Raw genomic sequence first — 21,488 nt, 5'->3', positions numbered from 1 at the left:
CGCAGGGCTCCCACCCGCCGCCGCCCGTCCGCCCCGCGGTCCCTTCGCGCCTTCCCGGGGCGCCGTGACCTACGATCTTGCTGCCCCGGGCGGGCCCGCCGATCGGGCGGGCGCCACTGAGAGCAAGGACGGACATGCACAACGGTTTCGAGGGCGTCCCGCCCACCACCCTGGCCGACTTCCTGGGCCGCGAGCAGGTCATGGACATCGGCATCCGGCCGCTGTGGGACGCGCCGCGCATCGCGGGACCCGCGTACACCGTGCGGTGCGAGCCCGGGGACAACCTGATGCTGCACGCGGCCATCTACCGCGCCGAGCCCGGCTCGGTCATCGTCGTGGAATCGGGTGACCTGGACCACGCGCTCGCCGGCGGCAACGTGTGCGCCGTCGCCCAGCGCCGCGGCATCGCCGCGTTCGTGCTCGACGGGCTCCTGCGCGACCTCGCGGAGGTGCGCGCCGCGGGCTTCCCGGTCTTCGCCCGCGGTGTCATCCCCATCCCGGGCGGCAAGAAGAAGCTCGGCGCCCTCGGCGAAGCCGTGCGGGTCGGCGGAGTGACCGTGCACCCCGGTGACATCGTGGTCGCCGACGAGGAGGGCATCGTCGTCACCCCGGCCGCCCGGCAGGACGAGATCCTGCGGGCCGCTCTGGACAAGCTGGCGAAGGAGGCGGGGGAGTCCCTGGACGCCTGGGAGGAGCAGCACCGCGCGCGCATCGAGCAGGCGTTGGGCGGCCTCGGCTTCACCGGCTGACACCGGCCGACCGCGCGTGCGCCGGGCCCTGCGTCAAGGACCCGTCAGGGCCCCCGCGTTCCGCGTCAGGGGCACGTCAGGAGTCTGTACGGAGGAGGACCGAAAACCTCTTCGCCGCCGTTCCATGGAGAAGTCGGAACAGCGGACGGGGAGGACGGCGCAGTGCGGGGACGAGTGGTGGTGGGGGCGTACGGATCCCTCGGGAGCCTGACGGCATTGCACGCGGCGCACGCCGAGGCCCGGGCGCGGGAGGCGGAACTGTGGGTCGTACTGGCCTGGCAGCCGCCGCTCGCCGGACCGGGCGCCCGGGGCGGCGGGGGAGGGACCGCGCTGCTCACCGCCTCGCGTGAGGCGGCGGTCGAGCGCTTGCGGGAGGTCCTCGACACCGCCTTCGGGGGTGCGCCGACGGGCGTGACCCTGGCCGGGCTGGCGGTCCGGGGCACCCCGGGCGCGGCCCTGGTGAGCGCCGTCCGGGACCCCGGCGACCTGCTCGTGGTGGGTACGGGACCGCGCGGCCCGCTGCTGCGCGCGCTACGGCCGTCGGTGTCCCGGTACTGCGTCAGGCGCGCACCCTGTCCCGTACTGGCCGTGCCGCCGGGGCCACTGCGGGCCGACCTGGACGCCGTACGCCGCCGCATCGTGTGGCGGCGGCCCCTGGACGCGGGAGACCTGCTCCGGCGGGCGGCATGACCCGGACCCGGCGGTATGACCCGGACCCGGCCGCATGACGCGACCGGGTCCGCGGCCCGTGTGCGGCCGTGCTCAGCCGCGGTCGTCGCCGTCCTGCCGGTCGCCGCCGCCCTGCGGGGCGGTCAGCAGGACCTCGCGCAGCCGGGCGACCAGCGCGGAGGCGCTCTCCGGCTCTGCACCGGCGCCCTCGGCGCGGGGGGCGGCGCCCGACAGCTGCTCTAGGTTGTCGGAGAGGACGTCGGCGTAGGCCTGTTCCTTCTCCACCATGGCGCCGGGCTGGCGCAGCCCGATGGTGACCTCGATGGCCTTGCCGATCAGTGCGGTCATCACGAACGAGAACAGCCCGAGCACCACCGTGGCGGTGAGCTGCTTGCTCAGCAGGTCCCAGGAGCCGCCGTAGAAGAGGCCCTTGTGGCCCGTCAGCGTCCCGGTCGCGCAGAGGCCGGCCATGACCATGCCGACGATGCCGCCCCAGCCGTGGATGCCCACCACGTCCAGGGTGTCGTCCACGCCCAGCCGGTACTTCCAGCTGATCGCGAACGCGCAGGTCAGCCCGGCGAGGAAACCGATGACGGTGGCCCATACCGGGCTCACCCCGCCGGCCAGCGGGGTCATGGCGACCAGTCCGGTGACGGCGCCCATGCACATGTCGAGCAGGCCGACCTGCCGGGTGCGCCACCAACTGGTCACCGCCCAGCCGGCCATCGCCGCGCCCGCCGCGAGCTGGCTGTTGAGGAAGGCCATCGCCGCGCCGCCCGGGGTCTCCAGGGAGGAACCGGTGTTGAAGCCGAACCAGCCGAACCACATGAGGGACAGCCCGATGACCACGAGCGGCAGGTTGTGCGGCCGGATGCCCTGGCGGTCGAAGTCCGCCCGCTTTCCCGCGACGATGGCGAGGGCGAGTCCGGCGGCCCCCGATCCGATCTCCACGACGGTGCCGCCGGAGAAGTCGACGGCGCCGAGCTGCTTGGCGACCCAGCCGGCCGGGTCGAACACCCAGTGGGCCATGGGGATGTAGACCAGCAGGGTCCATGCGATGACGAAGGCGATCCAGCCGCCCATCTTCGCGCGGCCCGCGATGGAGCCGGCGATCAGGGCCACGGTGACGACCGCGAAGGACAGGTGGAAGACCACGAAGGTGACCGTGGGCACGGAGCCGGTCAGCGACCGGGCATCGATCCCGCGCAGGAAGGCGTGGTCGAGCGTGCCGATGACCCCGAGCCCGCCGGCATCCGGGCCGAAGGCCAGGGAGTAGCCGATCGCGAACCAGAGCACGGTGACGATCACCATGCAGAAGAAGATCATCTTCAGCATGGCGACGATCTGGCCGGTGCGGACCATGCCGCCGTAGAAGAAGGCCACTCCGGGAGCCATCAGCAGCACCAGCGCCGTGGCCATCATCAGCCAGGACGCGTTGCCGGAGTCGGCGACGGCGGGTGCGGCGGAGACCGCCGACACGGTGTCGGCAATCGTGTGCGCGGTCACTTGTCACGCTCTCGTCGGTCCAGCACGGATACGATTTCGGCGAGCAGCGCGGCGTCCTGCCGCTCCGACGCGCCCTGGGCGGCGCCCACCGCGGCGGGCTCTCGGGGCGCGGCACCGGCTCCGCCGATCCGGTCGCGGATCTCGTCCAGGGTGGCGTTGTCGTAGGCGACCTCCTCGTCCCGGCCGGGTACGTTCTCGTACTCCTCCGAGGTGCGGAAGCCGACGGCCTTGTCGATCGCCTTGGCGATGAGCCAGGTCATGACGAAGGCGAAGGAGCCGACCGCCAGGACCCCGACGGCCTGACGCCACAACTGGTCCAGTCCGCCCCCGTAGAAGAGGCCCTTCTTGCCGCTCATCGCGGCCGTCGCGAAGAAGCCGATGGAGAGGACGCCGACGATGCCGCCCCAGCCGTGCACGCCGACCACGTCGAGGGTGTCGTCGACGCCGATCTTGAACTTCATGTTGATGGCGAAGCAGCAGACCACACCGGCGGTGAAGCCGATGATCAGCGCGCCGAGCGGGGAGACCTCGCCGCAGGCGGGGGTGATGGCCACCATGCCGGCGACCGCGGCCGAGGCCACGCCCAGCATCTCCACGTGGCCCAGCCGCCACTTCTCGATGATCGGCCAGCCGATCATCGCGCCCGCGGCGGCCAGTTGGGTGTTGAAGAAGGTGGTCGGTGCGCTGCCCTCGACCTGGAGCGCGGAGCCCGCGTTGAAGCCGAACCAGCCGAACCACAGCAGCGCCAGACCGATGATGACCAGGGGCAGGTTGTGCGGTCGGATCGTCTCGCGCTCGAAGTCCTTGCGCTTGCGCAGCACGATGGCCACCGCGAGGCCCGAGGCCCCCGAGCTGAGCTCGACCGGCAGACCGCCGGCGTAGTCGAGCGCGCCCAGGGACTTGTTGATCCAGCCGTCGGGGGCGAACACCCAGTGCGCGGTGGGCACGTAGACCAGCATGGTCCAGGCGACGACGAAGACCAGCCAGCCCTTCATGGTGGCGCGGCCCGCGATGGAGCCGCTGATCAGCGCCACCGTGATGATCGCGAAGGACATCTGGAAGCAGGCGAAGATCACCGTCGGGATGGAGCCGTGCAGGGAGTCCATCCCGATGCCGCGGAAGAAGGCGTAGTCGAGATTGCCGATCATGCCGCCGCCGGAGTCCTTGCCGAAGGCGAGGGAGTAGCCGACCGCGACCCACAGGATGGTCACCAGCGACAGGCAGGCGAAGCTCATCTTGAGCATCACCAGCACGTGCTTGGTTTGGACCATGCCCCCGTAGAAGAAGGCGAGGCCGGGGGTCATCAGCAGCACCATGGCGGTGCTCGCCATCATCCAGGCGGTATTACCCGTATCGTAGCCACTGGGCATCTGGTGGAGCTCTCTCTGGTCGTGAACAGGCAGGAGGGAGTGGGGAGTTCAGGTCTTGCGCAGGTCCGGTGCGGGGACGCCGATCAACCTGCGCCGCACCGCGTCCCAGACGGCCGCGAGCGACCGGGTCACGGCCTCGGTGTGCTCCCCGAGCACCCGCACCCAGGCCCCGCAGTCCTGCGGCAGCACGCTGACCCCGTACGGGAGTCCGCGGCCGGCCAGGGTCGTGTGCAGCAGGTCGGCGAGCTCGCGGGCCGGGGCGAGCGGGCTGACCGCGAAGAAGCAGGCCATCACCGAATGGCCGGCCAGTACGGCGGGCCCGTCGACGGAGCTGCCGCCGGACTCCCCGGCCCCGCCCGGTTCCAGCCGTACGGCGTCCAGCGCCACCAACTCACCGTCCGGTCGGCGCAGTTCGAGGTCGGAAGCGAAGACCTGGTAGGCGTTGCGCTCGCCGTGCGCCAGCCGGCCGGCCAGGACGGTCTCGCTCGCCAGCACGGTGGCCGTGGGGGCGGCGGTGATCACAGTGCGCTGGTAGAAGCGGGAGTCGACGTAGGGGATGACCGGATCCGGCAGGTACTCGACGTACGCGCCCGGGCCGGCGGTCAAGAAGGTCTGGGCGACGGCGTAGTCGTGCTCCATCCGGTAGACCTTGGTGGCCGCCTGCGTGGTGACGTGCCCCGAGGTGCCGGGGCCGAAGGACAGGTCGGTGCGCAGCCGGTCGGCCTGGATGACCCCGCCGCCCGTGGACATCAGGAAGGTGATGGGCAGGTCGGGGCGGTGCGGGTCGAAGTAGAGCGGCCGCATGATCTGGAGCGGGGACTTCTGGTAGTGCCGCACCAGCTCCGTGCGCCCGCCGACCAGCTCGAAGCCCAACTCCAGCAGCCCCACCTTGCCGGGGCGCCCGACACCGAGGGTGTCGGGCACCGAGGAGTGCCGCAGCACCTCCAGGGGGACGCGCGGCGGTTCGTAGTGCGCGGCCTCCAGACGCCCGGGCGGCAGGAGGGCGCGGGGCGGGGCGGGGGGCGGAGCCTGCGGCGGGGTGCGGGGCGGATCTGCCACGACGCTCACGCCGGCACCCGGCGGAAGGACTCGATGAAGGTGGCCACGTCCTCCAGGCCCTGCCCGGTGAGGCAGTTGGTCAGGACCACGGGGCGCCCCTCGCGCACGCGGTGCGCGTCGGACTCCATGACGCCGATGTCGCAGCGGACGTACTGGGCGATGTCGATCTTGTTGATCACGAGCAGGTCGGACTCGGTGATGCCCGGACCGCGCTTGCGGGGCATCTTCTCGCCCTCGGCGGTGTCCAGGACGAAGAGGAACAGGTCGACCAGGACCGGGCTGAAGGTGAGGGTGAGGTTGTCGCCGCCCGACTCGTAGAGCAGGGTGTCGACATCGGGGAACCGCTCCAGCATCTCGGCGCCCGCGGCCAGGTTCATCGTCGGGTCGTCGCGCACTGCGGTGTGCGGGCACGCACCGGTCTCCACGCCCACGACGCGCTCGGGGTCGAGCACCCCGGCCAGCGTGCGGCGGACCTGGCGGGCGTCCTCCTGGGTGTAGATGTCGTTGGTGATCACGGCGGGCCGGTGGCCTCGCGCGATCAGCACCGGTACCAGGGCCTCGATCAGCGCGGTCTTGCCGGAGCCGACGGGGCCGCCGACGCCGACGCGCAGGACGTTGTCCTCGGTCATCAAAGTCACGCACCTTGGGGAAAGGAGAGCTTGGACAAAGGGGTCAGGAAAGAGGGGGAGGAGCATCGATGGACCAGGTCAGGTGGCGAACAGCCTTGCCTCGGCCCGCTCGTGACGGCCCGACATCACATCGGCCATCGGAACGCACCCGCCGAGATCCCCGAGTTCGCGGCGCAGGGCCGCCTGCGCCACCTCCTCGATGACGGGTGCGATCCCGCGCAGCACCACCTGTGCCTTGCGATGGTCCGTGAGCCGCAGCCGCAGCGCGGCCCCGGTGAAGCTGGCCGAGTAGGCGAACAGATCGCTCACAACGGCCTGTTCGGCCGGGACGCCGGCGGCCGCGTACGCGACCCCGGCGGCGACGGCCTGCGAGCCGGGGGCCCGCTTGGCCGCCACGAGCTCCGCGTACCGCTCCAGTGGCTCGCCGCCGACGCACTCGCGGGCGAGGTCCAGCAGCTGGCGGCCGGTGCGGGTGGCGGCGCGGCGCAGGCCCTCGTTCAGCTTGCCCGCGTTCAGCCGCCGGTCGGTCTCGGCCAGGGCCTCCCAGTCGCCGGCCAGCGCCGCCCGGTGGGCCAGGGCCAGCGCGGTGGCGTCGGAAGGCCCCACCGCGTGCCGCAGCAGGTCGGCCAGCAGTACGGGTACGCCCTCGGGGGTCACGGCCTTGGCCTGGGCGTAGCCCTCCAGGCCGTGGGAGAGGGTGTAGAAGCCGCTGGGGAAGGCCGAGTCGGTGAGCTGGAGGCTGACCAGCAGGGCCTGTACCGGCGTCGCCGCCGCGGGGCTGGACACGGCGGCGTTGGCGGCAGTGCTCATGCCAGGTAGAACAGGTGGTTCAGGGGCAGCTCGCGGGCCGGTTCGATGGTGGCCGGTACCCCGTCGAGGGTGACCTTGTAGGTCTCCGGGTCGACCGTGATGACCGGGAGGGCGTCGTTGCGGACCATGTGCTGCTTGCCGACGGTGCGGCAGTGCCGGACCGGCAGGACCTTGCTGTCCAGGCCCAGCTTCTGCGGTACGCCGAGCTCGATCGCGGCCTGCGACATGAAGGAGACCCGGGTGGCCTGCTTGGCCTTGCCGTAGGCACCGAACATCGGCCGGTAGTAGACCGGTTGCGGGGTCGGGAGGGAGGCGTTCGGGTCGCCCATCAGCGCCCAGTTGATCAGGCCGCCCTTGATGACCATCTTCGGCTTCGCGGCGAAGGAGCCGATCGGCCACAGCACGATGTCGGCGAGCTTGCCCGTCTCCAGGGAGCCGATGTGCTCGGCGGTGCCCGAGGCGATCGCCGGGTTGATCGTGATCTTGGCGAGGTAGCGCAGGGCGCGGAAGTTGTCGTTGCGCTCGGTGTCGCCGTCGAGCTTGCCGCGCTGGTCCTTGCAGTGGTGCGCGGTCTGGAAGGCGCGGGTCCAGGACTCGCCGATGCGGCCCATGGCCTGGGAGTCGGAGGAGAAGATCGAGATGACCCCCTCGTCGTGCAGCACGGTCTCGGCGGCGATCGTCTCCGCGCGCACGCGCGAGTCCGCGAAGGACACGTCCTCCGGGATGTCGTGCGACAGGTGGTGACAGACCATCACCATGTCGAGGAGCTCGTCGACCGAGTTCACCGTGTACGGCAGCGTCGGGTTGGTCGAGGACGGCAGGACGTTGGGCTCGCCCGCCACCCGCATGATGTCGGGGGCGTGGCCACCGCCCGCGCCCTCGGTGTGGAAGGTGTGGATGGTGCGCCCGTCGATGGCGGAGCGGGTGTCCTCGAAGAAGCCGGACTCGTTCAGGGTGTCCGTGTGCACCGCGACCTGCACGTCGTAGGCGTCGGCCACGTCCAGGGCCTTGCTCAGCGCGGCCGGGGTGGTGCCCCAGTCCTCGTGCACCTTGAGGCCGCAGACGCCCGCCTCGACCTGCTCGATCAGCGCTTCCGGCAGCGAGCCGTTGCCCTTGCCCAGCAGGCCGACGTTGACCGGCAGGTCCTCGACCGCCTGGTACATCCGCCCGATGTTCCACGGACCCGGGGTGCACGTGGTGCCGTTGGTGCCGTCGGAGGGGCCGGTGCCGCCGCCGATGAGGGTGGTGATGCCGTTGGACAGGCCGTGCTCGGCCTGCTGCGGGGCGATGAAGTGGATGTGGGTGTCGATGCCGCCGGCCGTGGCGATCATGTGCTCGCCCGAGATCACCTCGGTGCCGGGCCCGATGACCAGCTTGGGGTGCACCCCGGACTGGGTGTGCGGGTTGCCGGCCTTGCCGAGACCCGCGATGAACCCGTCCTTGACGCCGAGGTCGCCCTTGACCACACCCAGGATCGCGTCCATGACCACCACGTTGGTGATGACCAGGTCCAGGGCGCCCTGCAGGTTCGTGGCCTGCGGGTCCTGCGCCATGCCGTCGCGGATGCCCTTGCCGCCGCCGTAGACGGCCTCGTCGCCGTAGTGGCCCTCGTTGTGGTCCTTCTCGACCTCGATGACCAGGTTGGTGTCCGCCAGGTGGAAGCGGTCGCCGACGGTCGGCCCGAACAGGTCGGTGTACTGCTTGCGGCTCAGGACAGCCATCGCTACTTGTCGCCCTTCTTGGAGGTCTTGGCCTTCTTGGCGGCCGCGGTCTTGGCGGGTGCCTTGGCGGCGGGCTTGCCGGCCTGCTGGGCAGCGGGCCGGGCGGCGGGCTTCGAGGCCGGCTTGGACCCCGGCCTGGACCCCGGCTTCGAGGGGGCCTCCACGGCGGGCGCGGCGGCCTGCGCCGCCGCGGCCTGCTGGGCCGTCTCCGCACGGGCTCCCAGGAATCCGAGCTCGACCGCCCGGTTCATCGCCCGGACGCGGGTGTCGGTGGAGCCGAGGCCGCCGTTGACGAGGGAGCTGAAGCCGATCAGCCGGCCGTGGCCGCTGTACGCGGTGAGTTCGACCTCGCGGGTGTCGCCCGGCTCGAAGCGGACGCCGGTGCCGGCGGGGAGGTCGAGGTGCATGCCGTAGGCGGCGTTGCGGTCGAAGTCGAGGGCTCGGTTGACCTCGAAGAAGTGGTAGTGCGAGCCGACCTGGACGGCACGGTCACCGGTGTTGGAGACGGTGACCTTGGCCTTGCGGCGGCCGGCGTTGATCTCTACGGTGCCTTCGCCGTAAAGGTATGTGGCGCCACCTGACATGGTGGTACTTCCCTTCCTTCGGATCAGTGGGGGGAATGGCCGTGCGGGTGGCCGTGACCCTGGCCGCGCGCGTGCCGGTGGCCCTCGCCGTGCGCGTGCGTGTGGTGCGGGTCCGTGTCGTGTGCGTCCGGGTCCGCGTGGCCGTGGTGATGGCCGTGGTCGCCGCCGGGGCCGTGGGAGTGCGCGTACCCGTGCCCGTGTTCGGCGTCCAGCCCCTCGGCCACGCCGTCCTGCCCGTGGGCCAGCCGGTGCAGGGCCTCCTGCGAGCGGGCCCGTACGACCTGGGCGATCGCCGCGTCGGACAGCAGCGGACCGGTGTCCAGGACCCCCGACGGGAGTTCGGCGGGCGGGGCGAACGCGGCCCGGACCAGGGAGACGTGGCCGGCGCCGAGCCGGCGGCACCGCTCCGCGCCCTCCGCCAGGTCCGGGTCGCCGCCGTCGAAGGCGACCTCGACCCAGCGGTGGTGCCCGTACTGGCGCACCAGCCGGGCCACCCGGAACAGATCGGCGTCCTCGAAGGGACCCGCGGCGGGAGCGGTGACCAGCACGGCGGAGGTGTCGGGAGCCTCGCGGACCGCCTTGAGGGCGGCGGTACGGAGCCACGCGGTCAGGTGGTCCACGGTGGCGAAGGGCGGCGCCAGCACGAGCCGCCCGGGCTCCTCCTCCCGGCTCAGCCAGCGCAGCGCGCGGGCGCAGTCGGCGATCAGCCCGGGGTCGCGCCCCAGCGTCATCGGGACCACGCACACCGGTTCGGACGAGGCGGCGAGCCCCGCGCGGACGGCTTCGGCCAGCGGCCGGCCGGGGTGTACGGCGCCGGCCGCTGCGCCGCCCTCGTGGCCGCCGGCCAGGATGACGCGGGCCGCCGATTGCGTTGCCCGGCCGGGCCGTTCGGGTGCGATGGCCGCCACCGCTCAGGCGCCGACGGGGTCGTGGCAGGAGACGAGCTTGGTGCCGTCCACGAAGGCGGCCTCGACCTGGAGCAGCGGAAGCATCTCCCGTACGCCCTTCATGACGTCGGCGGCGGAGACCATCTGCTTGCCGAGCTCCATGCACTCGGCGACGGTCCTGCCGTCACGGGCGCCTTCGAGGATGCCCTCGCTGATCAGGGCGCAGGCCTCGCTGTAGTTGAGCTTGACGCCCCGGTCCCGCCGCTTGCGCGCCAGGTCGGCCACGACGTAGATCCAGAGCTTGTCCATCTCACGGGGAGCGAGATTCATCGGTCACTCACTTTCGGCTCTCAAGGTGGTTCAGGTGCTGCCGGTGCTGGTGCTCTTGGTGCGCCGGTTCGGGCTGAGGCGGTGTCAGGTCCGTTGCAGCCGGGGGATCTGGGGGACGGCGGCGACGAAGACGACCGTGGTCAGGACGAACGGCCAGGTGAAGGTGTGACCGCCGAACGGCGCGAAGAAGGCGGTCATCGCGGCCGTGAGCCCGGTCGCCGCTGCGGCGCCCAGGACGGCGAAGGCGAAGCTCCAGTTGGAGGGGACGAGGAAGACCCCGCACAGGGCCATCGCGACGAGCACGCTGCTGTACCCCATGAGCCCCTGCGAGACGCCTTCGGACGGTGAACCCATCGCCCAGGCGACGAAGATCGCCGTGACGCTGCCGACGCAGGCCATGACCCCGGCGACCCGGCTGGCCACGAAGATGCCGGCGAGGAAGATCAGGCCGACGTACCACTGCGGCATGAAGAAGATCTGGCCGACGTTGGCGAAGAAGGCGCGCCAGAGCTGGCCCCAGTCCAGCGCGGTGGTCCCGCTCGCGGCCGCGGGCAGCGCCGCCAGATCGGGGCCGGTGTGCCACACCCGGGAGAAGCCGGGCGCCGCGATGGTCATGACGCTCGCGATGATGCAGAACGGCGCGGTGAACGTGGGGATGTTCCAGGTGCCGAGGATGGTGGCCAGCGCCGAGGTGACGACCACCACGGTGATGCTTCCGCCGATCGCGAGCAGCAGCGTGGACAGGTGGTCCCACCCGAGGAAGACGGCGAACCCGAGCGAGACCAGGGTGCCGTTGAAACCGCGCAGGCCGGCCGAGACGATCTCGCGGTCGATGCCGAACGCGTAGGCGGTGCCGGTGCCGACGACCGCGCCGAGGAGGCCGTAGAGGGCGTACTGCCAGCCCGCGGCGGCAAGGGCGGCCAGGAAGAAGATGCCCGTGATCGCGCTCGGCATGAAGTCGACCTGGGCGACACCGCGCAGGACTTCCTGGATAAAGCTCGCCGGCTGGGCGGGAGGGGCCTGGCGGGCGGGCTCCGTTGCCAAGGCCTGCATTTCATTCTCCCTGGTGCAAAAAGAGAGGGCCCTGAAGGGCCCGCGAATCATCGGTGCGTTGACGACGACAGTACCGGTGAATCGGATCAATTCCGCCTGGGCATGGGCGTGTCGGGATGAGCGGGAGAATGCGGCCGGGTTGTCATAAATGTGCTCGTCATTCCCTTTCCCCGGGGACGGAAATAGGATCGGAATATCGAATAGTGAATGGTGGGGGAGAGGCCCTTCACCGCACCCGGAAGGGTCATCGCCGCCGCCGCGATGGCGCGCCGCGGCGGCCCGGCCCGCTGCGGTGGTGTCCCTTGGCAGGGTGCGAGTCCTTGCGGGTGCCCGGTGGTGGGCGGAGCTGTCGCCGGCCGCCGGCGCCGCCGTCATGGCGGCCGGGATCATCTCGGCCGGCCTGCACCTGATCGGCCGGGACGCGCTGTCGATCGCCGCACTGGTCGTCTCCGCCGCGCTGTGGCTCGTCCTCGCCGCCGACTTCACCGCCCGGCTCCTGGGTGACCGCCGGCGGTTCCGCGCGGAGGCCGACACCCCGGCGGCCCTCACGGCCGTGGCCGCCACCGCCGTACTCGGCTCCCGGCTCGCCGTACTCGGGTGGGTTCCCGTGGCCGTGGGGCTGCTGGTGCTGGCCGCCGTGCTCTGGCCGGGACTGCTGGTCGCCGTCCTGCGCCACTGGGGCTACCGGATGCCCGGCGCGGCGTTCCTCGTCTGCGTGGCCACCCAGGGGCTCGCCGTCCTGGCGGGCACCCTGGCCGCCCCCACCGGCCGTGACTGGCTCGGCCGGGCGGCGCTGGCCGCCTTCTGCCTGGGGCTGCTGCTCTACGCCGAGGCCCTCGTGCGCTTCGACTTCCGCCAGGTCGTCTCGGGCGCGGGCGACCACTGGGTGGCCGGCGGGGCCCTCTCCATCACCGCCCTCGCCGGGACCGGGCTCACGGCGTCACCGCTGTGGACGGGATGGGCGCACACGGGGCTGCGTACCGTCACCCTGGCGGCTCTCGGCCTCTCCCTGGCCTGGTACGCCGTGCTCCTCGCCGCCGAGGCGGTCCGGCCGAGGCCCCGCTACGACGTCCGGCGCTGGTCGAGCGTCTTCCCGCTCGGGATGACGGCGACCGCCTGCCTCTCGGCGGCCGCCCCGACCGGGGTCGGGTGGCTACGGCCCCTCGGTACGGTGCTGCTCTGGGTGGCGGTCGGGGCGTGGGTGCTGACCTTCGCGGCCTTCCTCGTGGAGCGCGGGCAGGACCGTCCGCCGAAGTGAGCGGGGGCGAGTCCGGCCCCTACGTCCGTCGCCCGGTGCCGTCCCACCGGGGGGAGAGGGCTACGCAGCCCAGTAGAGCCACGGCCAAGGCCAGCGCCCACAGCGCACCGTGACGGAGCGTCAACACCCCGCCGGTGAGGGCTCCGAGGAGCAGGGCCACGACCGTCACGAGGCGGCGGAGCGGACCCGGCCCCCACGGATCGGCCGCCAGCCCGGTCAGGGCCCTGGTGACGACGGTGGTGGTGAGGTCGGGGACGGCGAGCCGGTGCACGACGGCGTTCTGCAGGCCCATGCCGAGGGCGAGCAGGGCGATGATGCCCGGCGGCCCGGCGCCGAGCGCGGTCAGGGCGAGCGCCCCGCCCACCAGGACCGTCTGCACCGCCACCAGCGGCGCGAACATCCTGGCCGCCCCGGTGGTCCGCCGTAGCCGTCCGGCGGCCGCCGCCCCGGCCAGGAAGGCGCCGACGGCGAGCAGGGAGTCCGGGGCGGACAGGGACCGGTCCCCGGCGAGCGCGAAGCCGAGGAAGACCACGTTGCCCGTCATGTTGGCCACGAAGACGTGGCCGAGGCCCAGGTAGCTCACCGCGTCGACCACACCGCTGACGAAGGTGAGGGCGATCAGCAGCGGGGGCAGCACCCCGTGGGGAGACCCGGCGCCGTCCGCCTCCGGCGGGAACAGCAGGTCGGCCAGCGGCGGCAGGATCCCGTGCCGCCGCGGTGGGGGTGAGGTCAAGGGGTGCCTCCGGTCGTGGCGCGGGCCGGTCCGTGGCAGGCGGGCAAACGGGACCTTCGTCAGAAGTGAAAGGACCCGCACACCCCGAAAGGGGGCGGAGCGGAGGGGGCTTTGTCCCGCAGAAATGCTAGCCATCCACCGCGGACGATAGAAGGAGCGACCCGCAGAGGTCCAAGCAGAGGGACAAGAGCAACCAGTCCAGTCGTCGAAGCGAGATTCCAGGTAAGGAAATTCCATGTCCGAATCAGCCGCCGGTGCACCCGAGGACACCCTGCGATTCAGGGACGTCTACGCGGGTGAATTCGCCCGGCGCTCCCTGCCCGAACACCGGATTCCCGACGAACCGTCGGATCCGGAGGCCGTGTACACCCTCATCCGCGACGAGCTCGCACTCGACGGCAACGCCGAGCAGAACCTCGCCACCTTCTGCAGCACCTGGGCCGAGCCCCAGGTCCGCAAGCTGATGGACGAGAACCTCGCCAAGAACATGATCGACAAGGCCGAGTACCCGCAGACCGCCGCCATCGAGGAGCGGTGCGTGACCATGCTCGCCGACCTCTGGCACGCGCCCGAGCCCGACACCGCGCTCGGCTGCTCCACGACCGGCTCCAGCGAGGCCTGCATGCTCGGCGGTCTCGCCCTCAAGACCCGCTGGCGCAAGGCCCGCAAGGCCGCCGGACTGCCCGCCGACAGGCCGAACCTGGTCTGCGGTCCCGTCCAGGTCTGCTGGGAGAAGTTCGCCCGCTACTTCGATGTGGAGCTGCGCCAGGTCGAGTTGCTGCCCGGCGCCACGGGCCTGCGCCCCGAGCAGCTCCGCGCCCACGTGGACGAGAACACGATCGGCGTCGTCGCCATCCTCGGCGTCACCTTCACCTGCGACTACGAGCCCGTCGCCGAGATCGCCGCCGAACTCGACGCCATCCAGCGCGACACCGGACTGGACGTCCCGATCCACGTGGACGCCGCCAGCGGCGGCTTCGTCGCCCCCTTCCTCCAGCCCGACCTGCTCTGGGACTTCGAGATCGCGCGCGTCGGCTCGATCAGCAGCTCCGGCCACAAGTACGGCCTCGCCCCCCTCGGGGTCGGCTGGGTCGTCTGGCGCACCGCCGAACTGCTCCCGCCCGAGCTGATCTTCCGGGTCGACTACCTCGGCGGGGACATGCCCACCTTCGCCCTGAACTTCTCCCGGCCCGGGGGCGAGATCATCGCCCAGTACTACCTGCTGGTCCACCTCGGCCGCGAGGGATACCGCCGGATCCAGCAGGCGTGCGCCGACACTGCCGTCCACCTGGGCGAAGAGATGGCCGCGATGGGCCAGTTCAGGATCCTGTACGACGGGAAGGGAGCCCTGCCCGGAGTCTCCTACACCCTCGCCGACCCCGATCGGAGCCCCTTCACCCTGTACGAGCTCTCCGACCGGCTGCGCCTGCGGGGCTGGCAGGTGGCCGCGTACCCGCTGCCCTGCGCCGGCGAGCCCACCGTGATCCACCGGATCCTGGTGCGCCGAGAGATCAGCCGCGACAAGGCCTCCCTGCTGCTCGCCGACATCCGTCGCGCGGTCGCCGAGCTCAGCCCGGCCGGCATCCGGGCGGAGCAGGTCGCGTCATGACCGCCGGCGCCGGGTCGGCCTTCGAGTGCACCCCCGACTACGCGGAGATCACCCGCCGGGTCATGAGCGCGGTCGCCCCGCACATCGGTGCGGGCAAGGTGGCCGACTACATCCCGGACCTGGGGCGGGTCGACCCCCACCAGTTCGGCTTCGCCGTCGCCACGGTGGACGGGGACTTCCACTCCGGCGGGGACGCGGACGTGCCCTTCGCGCTGGAGAGCATCTCCAAGCTCTTCTCCCTGGCGCTCGTCCTCGGCCACGACGACAAGATGATCTGGAACCGGGTCCACCGCGAACCGTCGGGGGAGCCCTTCAACTCCCTGATCCAGCTCGAACTGGAACTCGGCGTCCCCCGCAACCCGTTCATCAACCCCGGCGCCATCGTCGTCACCGACCAGCTGCTCGCGTACACGGGTGACGCCTTCGAGGCCGTACGCGGGTTGCTGCGCGCCGAGACCGGGAACCCCTACCTCCACCTGGACGGGGTCACCGAGGGGTCGGAGGCCCGTACCGGAGACCGGAACCGCGCCCTCGCCTACCTGATGGCCGACTTCGACAACATGCTCGGCCCCGTTCCCGAGGTGCTGGAACACTACGTCCGGCAGTGCTCCCTCATGATCACCGCATCCGAACTCGCCCGCGCCGGACTGCTGTTCGCCCGGCACGGCGAGCGCGCCGACGGGACCCGGCTGATCCGCCGGGCCGAAGCGCGGCGGATCAACGCGCTCGTGCTCACCTGCGGCACCTACGACGAAGCGGGCGAGTTCGCCTACCGCGTCGGCCTGCCCTGCAAGAGCGGAGTCGGTGGCGGCATCCTCGCCGTCGTCCCCGACCGGTGCGCCGCCGTCGCCTGGGGACCCGGCCTCGACGTCAAGGGCAACTCCGTCTCGTTCCCGCCGGACTGGTCGCCGCCGAGCTCGGCGGCGCCTTCGGCCACCGCGCCGGGGGACTCTACGTCTGGGTCGGCGAGGCCTTCGGGAAGCCCACCGGATTCGTCGCCATCTTCCTGACCTGGGTCCAGAACATCGTCTGGTACCCCACCGGCCTCACCTTCGCCGCGACCGCCGCGGCCTTCGCCATCGGCCGCCCCGACCTCGCCGCGAACAACGTCTACGTCGGGCTCTTCATCGTCGTCGCCTTCTGCCTGTGCACCGGGGCCGCCCTGGTGAGCACGCACTTCGCGAGCAAGGTCACCAAGTACGGCTTCCTCCTGGGCACCGTCGTCCCCGGCGTCGTCCTCATCGCGCTCTGTCTGGCCTGGCTGGTCACCGGCCACGCCGCAGGCTGGTCCACCGCCACGGACCACGCCGTCGCCGTCGTCTCGCACGGGCACTCCGGCCCGCGCTGGCTGCCCTACCTGACCGGCCTGTCCAGCCTGTCGTTCCTGGCCGGGATCCTGCTGAACTTCGCCGGCGTCGAGTCCCAGGCCGTGCACGCGACCGAGCTGAAGGACGCCAAGCGCGGCTACCCGGTCGTCATCATGGTCGCCGCCGGGCTGTCCTTCGTGATCTTCACCCTCGGCGCGCTCGCGGTGGCGGGCATCCTCCCGTACGAGGACATCGACATCAACACCGGTGTCTTCGACGCCCTCACGCACGCCACCACCGGCCTGATGCGCGTCGGCTGGCCGGTGCAGGTGCTCGCCGTACTGATCTGCTACGGGGCCCTCGGCGGGGTGCTCGCCTGGATCACCGGCCCCAGTCGCGGCGTGCTGGCCACCGCCCGCGACGGGCTGCTGCCGCCGTTCATGCAGAAGACCAACAGGGCCGGAGTCCAGAAGAACATCCTGCTCGTACAGGTCGTCGTGGTGGCCGCGCTGTCCTCGCTCTACCTGGTCGTGGACAACGTCTCGACCGTCTTCTTCCTGATCTCGGCCATGGCCGTCAGCCTGTACATCATCGTGTACATGCTGCTGTACGCGTCGGCCGTCCGGCTCCGCTACACCCAGCCCGACCTGCCCCGCGCCTTCCGCATCCCCGGCGGGAAGCCCGGCATCTGGCTGGTGGGCGGCCTCGGCTTCCTCGCCGTCGCCTTCGCCTTCGTCCTGGCCTTCGTCCCGCCGGCTCAACTGCCCATCGGCAGTCCGGGACTGTACGTGGGCCTGGTCGCCGCGGGCGCCGTGATCTTCAGCTCGGCGCCGCTGATCCTGGAACGGTTCAAGAAGCCGTCCTGGATGCCGAAGGAAGCCGCGCCGGAGGGAGAGGAGGTGAGCGCCGATTCGCCCTGACCCCCGCGACCCGACCGAGGGCCCGGTGCGCACGATGCCGCGCACCGGGCCCTCGCGCGCCGCGGCGGCCGCCGAGGACAATGGCCGGATGACGGTTCCTCACCTGCTGTCCGCCGACGCGCTGGAGCGGACCTCCGTGGTCGCGAACAACACGATGAACCGCGAGCGCGGGCTCACCGGGGTGAACAGCTACGCCCGGGAGCTCGGCCTCGACCCGGTCGCCCACCTCCTCGCCCGCGGCTCCGCCGCGCCCGCCTGGCTCGACCTGCGCAGCGGGGAGGGGCGCGCCCTGCGCGAGGCCCTGCCGCGGTTGCCCGCCGGGGCCGTGCTGACCGGTGTGGACCTGGTCGGGCCGCCGGCCGGGCTCCCCGTACCGGCAGGCCTGGAGCTGGTCACGGCCCCGGCCGGGCGGTGGGCGCCGCCGCGCTCGTGCACGTACGACCTGATCACCTGCGTGCACGGCCTGCACTACGTCGGCGACCCGCTCGGGCTGCTCGCCCGCGCCGCCGGCTGGCTCGCTCCCGGCGGCCTGCTGATCGCGCACCTCGACCCCGACGCGCTCCGGTTCGCCGACGGAGCACCGGCCGGGCGGGCCGCCGTGGCGGCGCTGCGGGCGGCCGGGTTCCGCTACAGCGCCCGCCACCACCGGGTCGCGCTCGACGGACCGGGGCGTGCGGTGCGGCTGCCGTTCCGGTACCTCGGCGCGGATCCGGCCGCCGGCCCCAACTACACGGGTCAGCCCGCCGTCGGCTCCCACTACGAACCCCTTCCGGTGGCAGATTGTCAGAGGTGATCAGTAGGGTTCAGGCATGGCCTACACGTTTCAGCTGACCGTCGACTCCGCCACCCCGCACGCCCTCGCCGACTGGTGGGCCGAGGCCCTCGGATGGGAAGTCGAGCCCAGTGACGAGGAGTTCATCCGCAAGATGATCGCCGACGGGCGGGCGACCGAGGAGGACACCACCACCCACCGTGGCGTCCTCGCCTGGAAGGCGGGCCAGGGGATCCGCCACCCCGAGGGTCTCGAACGGGCGCCCCGCATCCTCTTCCAGTTCATCGAGGAGCCCAAGACCGTCAAGAACCGCCTCCACCTCGACGTCCGCACCGGAGACGAGGACCCGCGGGCCCTGGTCGAGCGGCTCCTCGCCAGGGGGGCCAAGCACCTGCACGAAGGCAACCAGGGCCCCTTCACCTGGACCACCCTCACGGACCCCGAGGGCAACGAGCTGTGCGTCTCGCACTGACGGCCCGGCACCGGACGGCGCGAGCCTGACCGGCGAGATCCGAAAGAGACGGCCTAGGCTGGCCCCGTGAACGTCATCCTCTTCGGCGCGAGCGGCATGATCGGGCGCGGCGTGCTGCGCGAGTGCCTGCGCGACGAGTCCGTCGACAGCGTGCTCGCCGTCGGCCGCAGCCCCCTCGCCGTCACCCACCCCAAGCTGCGCGAGCTCGTCCGGGCGGATGCGACCGACCTGTCGGTGCCCGGCCCGGACCTGGCCTCGTACGACGCGTGCTTCTTCTGCCTCGGTGTCTCCTCCTTCCGCATGAAGGAGGAGGAGTACCGGCGGATCACCTACGACCTGACGCTCGCCGCCGCCCGCCCCCTCGCCGCCGCCAACCCGCGGCTGACCTTCGCCTACGTCTCCGGCGAGGGCACCGACAGCACCGAGAACGGCCGCTCCATGTGGGCCCGGGTCAAGGGGAAGACCGAGAACGACCTGCTGAAGCTGCCCTTCGAGGCGTACATGTTCCGGCCGGGGATCGTGCAGCCGGACCGCGGCATTCCCTCCAAGACCCCGCTCTACCGCGCCGCTTACGCCGTCACCGCACCGCTCTTCCCGGTCCTGCGCCGCTTCGCGCCGCACCTCGTGACCACCACCGGCGCACTCGGCCGCGCCATGATCACCGTCGCCGCGGCCGGACCCGGTGACGCCCGCACCCAGCGGATCCTGCGGCCGCGCGACATCAACCGGCTGGGCGGCCCACACCCGCACGGGGCGGCGGACCTGCGGTAACGGGCGGAAATTCGGTTTCGGCCAGGGCCCTGCGGACCCGAGAATGAGGCATCTCGAACCGGGAGGAACCCCATGAGCCAGGACCGCCTGACTCTGCACGACCTGATGCCCGCGCAGGCGCTGACCGAGGCCATCGACGCCGGATACGTGGCCCGCAAGGCACACCCCGAGCTGCCGCTGTCCCTCTACAGCTACACCCGGACCGCCCAGTACGACCAGGTCTGGAACCAGGTCACCACGCGCTGCCGCGGACTCGTCGCCGACGACGTCACCGGCGAGGTCGTCGCGCTGCCGCTGCCCAAGTTCTTCAACGTCGGCGAGCACGAGTCGGGCCGGCCGTACGCGCCCGCCCTGCCGGACGACGAGCCGTTCGAGGTGTACGACAAGGTCGACGGCAGTCTCGGAGTGCTCTTCCACTACGCGGGGAAGTGGCGGGCCGCCACCAGGGGTTCCTTCACCAGCACACAGGCCGTCTGGACGCAGCGCCGCCTCGACGGACGCGACACCTCCGCCCTGGTCCCCGGCACCACCTACCTCGCGGAGATCGTGTACCCGCAGAACCGCATCGTCGTCGACTACGGGGACCGCCGCGACCTGGTCCTGCTCGCCGCGTACGGAGCGGACGGCGCCGAGGTGCCGCTCGCCGAAGCCGCCGGTCACTGGCAGGGCATCGGCTCCGTGGTCACCGTATGGCCCGCCATGCCGCTGGACGAGCTGCTCGCGCTGACCGGGTCCAGCACCCTGCCGGGCGGCGCCGCCGCGACCGGCACCGACGCGGAGGGCTTCGTCCTGCGCTTCGCCTCCGGCATCCGGGCCAAGGCCAAGATCGCCGAGTACGTACGCCTCCACAAGGTGCTCACCGGCGCGACCGAGCGGGACATCTGGCGCGGACACGGCATCCAGCGGTTCGCCGGCCTGCCCGTCAAGCAGCTCGCCCAGGGCCTGAACTGCACCGTCGCCGAGATCGAGGCCTCGGGCGGCAAGCCGCTCGACGCCCTGCTGGAGCAGGTGCCCGACGAGTTCGACCACTGGGTGCGCTCGGTGATCGAACGCCTGGAGGCCGAGGCCGCGCTCCGCGAGCGCGCCATCGACGAGGCGTACGCCTCGCTGGCCCACCTGGCGGGCGACCGGGGCGCGTTCGCGCGCGCCGCCAAGGCGGCGATCCGCGACAGCGGGATCCGCGGCGCGCTGTTCCAGCGCCTCGACGGCAGGACGACCGAGCTCGTCACCTGGCGGCAGGTGCGGCCCGAGGCGTCCGACCCCTTCACGAACGACGAGGAGAACTGAAACCGTGTCCGAAGCACCCGAAACCGAGACCCCCGCATCCCCGGTCGCGCCCCCCGCGCTTCCGGTGGTCCACGTCATGACGGGTCTGCCGGCCTCCGGGAAGACCACCGCCGCGCGCGCCCTCCAGGCGGAGTCACGCGGCCGGATGCGGCGCGTCAACCTCGACGACCTGCGGGCCATGCTCGACGTGCCGGACCCCGAGCGCGGGCGCTCGTACAAGCACGAGCAGACCGTGCTGGACATCCAGGACGCGGCCGTCGGCGCGGCCGTCGAGGGCGGCTTCGACGTGGTCGTCGACAACACCCACCTGACCTCGCACATCCCCAAGCGGCTCAAGGCGGCCGTGGCGGGACGGGCCACCTTCGTCGTGCACGACTTCACCGACGTGCCCGTGGAGGAGTGCCTGCGGCGCGACGCCGCGCGCGAACGCCAGGTCGGTGAGGAGATCATCCGGATACTCGCGGACAAGCACGCGAAGGCCCGGAAGGGCGGCTGGCGGCTCACCGCGGACTGGCTCAACGACCAGCCGGACGTGTCCCCGTACGTCCCCGACCCGGCGCTGCCCGCGGCGGTCATGTGCGATATCGACGGCACGCTCGCGATGACCGGCGACCGCAACCCGTACGACTTCTCGCGCTGCGGCCTCGACACGCTGAACACCCCGGTGCGCGACGCGCTGGACTCCTTCCGGCGCGCCGACGGCGACACCATCGTCCTGCTGTCCGGGCGCGGGGAGGAGCACCGGGAGCCCACCGAGGCCTGGCTGCGGGAGCACGAAGTCCCGTACGACGAACTGTGGATGCGGGCGGCGGGCGACACGCGCCGCGACGACATCGTCAAGGCGGAGCTGTTCAACGCGCACGTGCGCGACCGGTACGCGGTCCGGGTCTCCCTGGACGACCGCGACCGCGTGGTGGCGATCTGGCGCCGGATGGGTCTGGCGACCTGGCAGGTCAACTACGGCGACTTCTAGTACGGGTGGCGAGGCCGGT

General features: G+C 71.9%; 22 protein-coding genes. 11 read left to right on the top strand and 11 right to left on the bottom strand.

Annotated features, from left to right (window positions below; translation table 11 throughout):
* The first annotated feature begins 134 nt into the window (after positions 1–134).
* Both OG898_RS31780 and OG898_RS31775 read left to right on the top strand, forming a co-directional pair.
* Positions 135–749: an RraA family protein gene (locus OG898_RS31780; protein WP_266961628.1), complete on the top strand. Its 615-nt coding sequence runs from the start codon at positions 135–137 to the stop codon at positions 747–749.
* A gap of 162 nt (positions 750–911) precedes the next feature.
* A complete protein-coding gene (locus OG898_RS31775; protein ID WP_266961626.1) occupies positions 912–1,439 on the top strand; it encodes a universal stress protein in 528 nt (175 codons plus the stop codon).
* A gap of 72 nt (positions 1,440–1,511) precedes the next feature.
* On the opposite strand, the gene OG898_RS31770 is transcribed toward OG898_RS31775, so the two are convergent.
* The 10 genes from OG898_RS31770 to OG898_RS31725 form a co-directional block, all read right to left on the bottom strand.
* Entirely contained in the window at positions 1,512–2,924 is a 1,413-nt protein-coding gene (locus OG898_RS31770; RefSeq protein ID WP_266961624.1) for an ammonium transporter, read from the bottom strand.
* Positions 2,921–4,294 (bottom strand): ammonium transporter, encoded by a 1,374-nt coding sequence (locus OG898_RS31765; protein WP_266961622.1) that lies wholly within the window; start codon positions 4,292–4,294, stop codon positions 2,921–2,923. The genes OG898_RS31770 and OG898_RS31765 overlap by 4 nt, the downstream gene beginning before the upstream one ends.
* Before the next feature lie 48 nt (positions 4,295–4,342).
* Positions 4,343–5,362 carry an urease accessory protein UreD gene (locus OG898_RS31760; RefSeq protein WP_323185004.1) on the bottom strand — a complete coding sequence of 340 codons (1,020 nt, stop codon included), beginning with the start codon at positions 5,360–5,362 and terminating at the stop codon, positions 4,343–4,345.
* A complete protein-coding gene (gene ureG / locus OG898_RS31755) occupies positions 5,359–5,982 on the bottom strand; it encodes an urease accessory protein UreG (protein WP_250738243.1) in 624 nt (207 codons plus the stop codon). Before ureG ends, OG898_RS31760 begins: the two co-directional genes overlap by 4 nt.
* A 78-nt stretch (positions 5,983–6,060) precedes the next feature.
* Positions 6,061–6,792 carry an urease accessory protein UreF gene (locus OG898_RS31750; protein WP_266961620.1) on the bottom strand — a complete coding sequence of 244 codons (732 nt, stop codon included), beginning with the start codon at positions 6,790–6,792 and terminating at the stop codon, positions 6,061–6,063.
* Positions 6,789–8,513, bottom strand: a complete 1,725-nt coding sequence (gene ureC, locus OG898_RS31745; protein WP_250738240.1) for an urease subunit alpha — start codon at positions 8,511–8,513, stop codon at positions 6,789–6,791. Before ureC ends, OG898_RS31750 begins: the two co-directional genes overlap by 4 nt.
* Before the next feature lie 2 nt (positions 8,514–8,515).
* A complete protein-coding gene (locus tag OG898_RS31740) occupies positions 8,516–9,097 on the bottom strand; it encodes an urease subunit beta (protein WP_266961616.1) in 582 nt (193 codons plus the stop codon).
* A 23-nt stretch (positions 9,098–9,120) separates the two neighbouring features.
* Entirely contained in the window at positions 9,121–10,005 is an 885-nt protein-coding gene (locus OG898_RS31735) for a sirohydrochlorin chelatase (RefSeq protein ID WP_266961614.1), read from the bottom strand.
* A 3-nt stretch (positions 10,006–10,008) separates the two neighbouring features.
* Positions 10,009–10,314 (bottom strand): urease subunit gamma, encoded by a 306-nt coding sequence (locus tag OG898_RS31730; protein WP_250738231.1) that lies wholly within the window; start codon positions 10,312–10,314, stop codon positions 10,009–10,011.
* An 84-nt stretch (positions 10,315–10,398) separates the two neighbouring features.
* Positions 10,399–11,367, bottom strand: a complete 969-nt coding sequence (locus tag OG898_RS31725; RefSeq protein ID WP_250738229.1) for an urea transporter — start codon at positions 11,365–11,367, stop codon at positions 10,399–10,401.
* Between the two features lie 310 nt (positions 11,368–11,677).
* On the opposite strand from OG898_RS31725, the gene OG898_RS31720 reads away from it, so the two are divergent.
* Complete coding sequence (locus OG898_RS31720; protein ID WP_266961611.1) at positions 11,678–12,625, top strand: tellurite resistance/C4-dicarboxylate transporter family protein; 948 nt, start codon at positions 11,678–11,680, stop codon at positions 12,623–12,625.
* A 19-nt stretch (positions 12,626–12,644) separates the two neighbouring features.
* Here OG898_RS31720 and OG898_RS31715 read toward each other — a convergent pair whose 3' ends face one another.
* The gene (locus OG898_RS31715) at positions 12,645–13,358 is read right to left on the bottom strand and encodes a YoaK family protein (RefSeq protein WP_323185001.1); all 714 of its coding nucleotides are present in this window, start codon (positions 13,356–13,358) and stop codon (positions 12,645–12,647) included.
* 235 nt (positions 13,359–13,593) lie between these two features.
* On the opposite strand from OG898_RS31715, the gene OG898_RS31710 reads away from it, so the two are divergent.
* The 8 genes from OG898_RS31710 (at position 13,594) to OG898_RS31675 (ending at position 21,469) form a co-directional block, all read left to right on the top strand.
* The gene (locus OG898_RS31710) at positions 13,594–14,967 is read left to right on the top strand and encodes a glutamate decarboxylase (RefSeq protein ID WP_266961609.1); all 1,374 of its coding nucleotides are present in this window, start codon (positions 13,594–13,596) and stop codon (positions 14,965–14,967) included.
* Positions 14,968–15,029: 62 nt separating this feature from the next.
* Complete coding sequence (glsA, locus tag OG898_RS31705; protein ID WP_266962670.1) at positions 15,030–15,977, top strand: glutaminase A; 948 nt, start codon at positions 15,030–15,032, stop codon at positions 15,975–15,977.
* Positions 15,869–17,194 carry an amino acid permease gene (locus OG898_RS31700; RefSeq protein ID WP_266962668.1) on the top strand — a complete coding sequence of 442 codons (1,326 nt, stop codon included), beginning with the start codon at positions 15,869–15,871 and terminating at the stop codon, positions 17,192–17,194. Before glsA ends, OG898_RS31700 begins: the two co-directional genes overlap by 109 nt.
* An 88-nt stretch (positions 17,195–17,282) precedes the next feature.
* The gene (locus OG898_RS31695; RefSeq protein ID WP_266961607.1) at positions 17,283–17,987 is read left to right on the top strand and encodes a methyltransferase domain-containing protein; all 705 of its coding nucleotides are present in this window, start codon (positions 17,283–17,285) and stop codon (positions 17,985–17,987) included.
* Between the two features lie 16 nt (positions 17,988–18,003).
* Positions 18,004–18,438, top strand: a complete 435-nt coding sequence (locus OG898_RS31690; protein ID WP_250738219.1) for a VOC family protein — start codon at positions 18,004–18,006, stop codon at positions 18,436–18,438.
* Between the two features lie 66 nt (positions 18,439–18,504).
* Positions 18,505–19,209 (top strand): epimerase, encoded by a 705-nt coding sequence (locus OG898_RS31685; RefSeq protein WP_266961605.1) that lies wholly within the window; start codon positions 18,505–18,507, stop codon positions 19,207–19,209.
* Positions 19,210–19,281: 72 nt separating this feature from the next.
* The gene (locus tag OG898_RS31680) at positions 19,282–20,496 is read left to right on the top strand and encodes an RNA ligase (protein WP_266961603.1); all 1,215 of its coding nucleotides are present in this window, start codon (positions 19,282–19,284) and stop codon (positions 20,494–20,496) included.
* A 4-nt stretch (positions 20,497–20,500) separates the two neighbouring features.
* Positions 20,501–21,469 (top strand): AAA family ATPase, encoded by a 969-nt coding sequence (locus tag OG898_RS31675; RefSeq protein WP_250738214.1) that lies wholly within the window; start codon positions 20,501–20,503, stop codon positions 21,467–21,469.
* The last annotated feature ends 19 nt before the right edge of the window (positions 21,470–21,488 follow it).

This window comes from Streptomyces sp. NBC_00193, assembly GCF_026342735.1.
Classification (GTDB): Bacteria; Actinomycetota; Actinomycetes; order Streptomycetales; family Streptomycetaceae; genus Streptomyces; species Streptomyces stoeckheimensis.
This window is presented reverse-complemented; position numbering and strand designations above follow the sequence as displayed.